The 2,758-nt window shown below is 70.8% G+C and carries 3 protein-coding genes; 2 read left to right on the top strand and 1 reads right to left on the bottom strand.

Annotated elements, in window-relative coordinates; genetic code table 11:
* Positions 1–469 (bottom strand): hypothetical protein (locus VN520_RS18265; protein WP_325747993.1); only part of this gene is annotated, 469 nt, incomplete at its 3' end.
* A gap of 291 nt (positions 470–760) precedes the next feature.
* Here VN520_RS18265 and hemL point away from each other — a divergent pair.
* Both hemL and VN520_RS18255 read left to right on the top strand, forming a co-directional pair.
* Entirely contained in the window at positions 761–2,068 is a 1,308-nt protein-coding gene (gene hemL / locus VN520_RS18260; RefSeq protein ID WP_325747992.1) for a glutamate-1-semialdehyde 2,1-aminomutase, read from the top strand.
* Positions 2,065–2,724, top strand: a complete 660-nt coding sequence (locus VN520_RS18255; RefSeq protein WP_325747991.1) for a histidine phosphatase family protein — start codon at positions 2,065–2,067, stop codon at positions 2,722–2,724. Before hemL ends, VN520_RS18255 begins: the two co-directional genes overlap by 4 nt.
* The last annotated feature ends 34 nt before the right edge of the window (positions 2,725–2,758 follow it).

Below are 2,758 nucleotides of genomic sequence, written 5' to 3'. Positions count from 1 at the left end.
CCGGGACCGTGGACCATATGAAGGCCGCCGCGCCCACGGACTCCTCGCCGACGTCCCGCAGCGGGTCGACCACCGTCATCGGCAGCTTGACCACCGCGTAGTCGGGATGCAGCACGACCAGCTCCAGCGGAGGGACCTGGTGCAGGGGTATGCCCTGTATGCCGGTGAGGACCATGGCCGCCACGGTCTCGGGCTTGATCTTGCTGAACATGCCGCCCATCCCCAGCTCGTCCCCGCCCAGCTCCTCGGGGCGCATGGAGATGGGCACGCGTGCGGCGGTGGCCCCGTCAGGGGCACCGAAGTACTTGTAGGTCACCCCCACCCGTCCACTGCTCCTGCTCCCTGAACCACCGGCACCACCCGCCTGAACGTCCCGTACCCGCTCGGCCTTGCGCCGGTGCCGACCTCGCCGGGCAGGCTCGGGCCCCAGGTCGTCGGTCCCTTCGCCCACTCCGCCACCGCGATGCATATCTCATCCACCCGACTACTTCTTAGGAGACACAGCCCCGCCGCGCAACCCGATCATCGTCAGTGACCTCCCCCACGGGCGTGCGGTGAAACACCTGTCCGCAATACCGTCGACGCCTCTGACACCATGGCATGTGTGAGCTTTCCCCATGACGCCCCAGTTTCGCAGACGCGAGGAGACTGACGCCTTTTCGTTGTACGAGCCTCATACGGGGAGAGCGCGCTCCCTGCTCACCGGCGGCCGGGTGTTCCGGCCGGCCCCCCGAACCCCGAATCGCAGATCAGGACCAAAGTGGCGTATTCATACGAAGCCCCAGTTTCGCAGACGCTTTTCGACCGCGCGTCCCTCGTGACGCCCGGTGGCGTGAACTCTCCCGTACGTGCCTTCCGGGCCGTGGGCGGTACGCCCAGGTTCATGGTGTCGGGTACGGGTCCGTACCTCACCGACGCCGACGGCCGTGAGTACGTCGACCTCGTGTGCTCGTGGGGGCCGATGATCCTCGGCCACGCGCACCCCGAGGTCACCGCGGCCGTCCAGGAGGCGGTGGCCCGCGGCACCTCGTTCGGTACGCCCGGAGAGGGCGAGGTCGCGCTCGCCGAGGAGATCGTGGCCCGGATCGAGCCCGTCGAGCAGGTGCGGCTGGTGTCGTCCGGCACCGAGGCGACCATGTCCGCGATCCGGCTCGCCCGTGGATTCACCGGCCGGTCCAAGGTCGTGAAGTTCGCCGGGTGCTACCACGGGCACGTCGACGCGCTGCTGGCGGCGGCCGGCTCCGGGGTCGCCACCTTCGGCCTGCCCGACACGCCCGGTGTGACCGGCGCCCAGGCCGGCGACACGATCGTGCTGCCGTACAACGACCTGGAGGCCGTGCGCGCCGCGTTCGCCGCGCAGCCGGGTGAGATCGCCTGTGTGATCACCGAGGCGTCGCCGGGCAACATGGGCGTCGTACCGCCGCTGGACGGTTTCAACGCCGGGCTGAAGGAGATCTGCGCGGCCGACGGCGCGCTGTACATCTCCGACGAGGTGATGACCGGATTCCGTACGTCGAAGGCCGGCTGGTACGGCATCGACGGGGTGCGGCCCGACCTGATGACCTTCGGCAAGGTCATGGGCGGCGGCTTCCCGGCCGCGGCCTTCGGCGGGCGCGCCGACGTGATGGCTCACCTGGCCCCCGCAGGACCCGTCTACCAGGCGGGCACCCTCTCCGGGAACCCGGTCGCCACCGCGGCCGGCCTCGCCCAGCTGCGGCTGCTCGACGACGCGGCGTACGCGAAGGTCGACGCGGTCTCCGCGGAGCTGCGCTCCCTGGTCGGCGAGGCGTTCACCGAGGCGGGTGTCGCGCACACGGTGTCGGCGGCGAGCAACATGTTCTCCGTCTTCTTCACCGAGCAGCCCGTCCGCGACTACGAGGACGCCAAGAAGCAGGAAGCTTTCCGCTTCACCGCCTTCTTCCACTCGATGCTGGAGCAGGGCGTCTATCTGCCGCCGTCCGCCTTCGAGTCCTGGTTCGTCTCCACCGCCCATGACGCACGTGCTCTGGAGCGGGTCGCCGCGGCGCTGCCCGCCGCCGCCCGCGCCGCGGCGGAGGCCGTCGCATGAGCGGGACCGGTGGGAACACGGAGAAGGACATCACCGTCGTGCACCTGATGCGCCACGGCGAGGTGCACAACCCGGACGGCGTGCTCTACGGGCGCCGCTCCGGCTACAGCCTGTCCGACCTCGGCCGCCGGATGGCCGACCGGGTCGCCGAGCACCTGGAGAAGCGCGACATCACGCATGTGGTGGCCTCCCCTCTGGAGCGGGCCCAGGAGACGGCCGCGCCGATCGCCACGTCGCACGGTGTGGACCTGGTCACCGACGGGCGTCTCATCGAGGCCGCCAACGTCTTCGAGGGCAAGACCTTCGGGGTCGGCGACGGCGCGCTGCGCAGGCCGGAGAACTGGAAGCACCTCACCAACCCCTTCAAGCCGTCCTGGGGCGAGCCGTACATCGAGCAGGTCGTACGGATGATGGGCGCCCTGGACGCGGCGCGCGACGCCGCGCGCGGGCGCGAGGCGGTCTGTGTCAGCCACCAGCTGCCGATCTGGACCGTGCGCCTGCACCTGGAGGGCCGCAGCTACCTGCACGACCCGCGCAGGCGGGAGTGCGGCCTGGCCAGCGTCACCTCGGTGGTCTACGACGACGACCGGCTGGTGCGGCTGGAGTACGCGGAGCCCGCGGGTGCCACCGACCCCGACGCGGTGCCGGGTGCGTAGCGCACTCGCCGCCGCACTCGGGGCCGGCGCGGTC

This window comes from Streptomyces sp. (assembly GCF_035563135.1).
Classification (GTDB): Bacteria; Actinomycetota; Actinomycetes; order Streptomycetales; family Streptomycetaceae; genus Streptomyces.
Note: the sequence above shows the minus strand (reverse complement) of the source record. Positions and strands in the feature narration are given on the sequence as shown.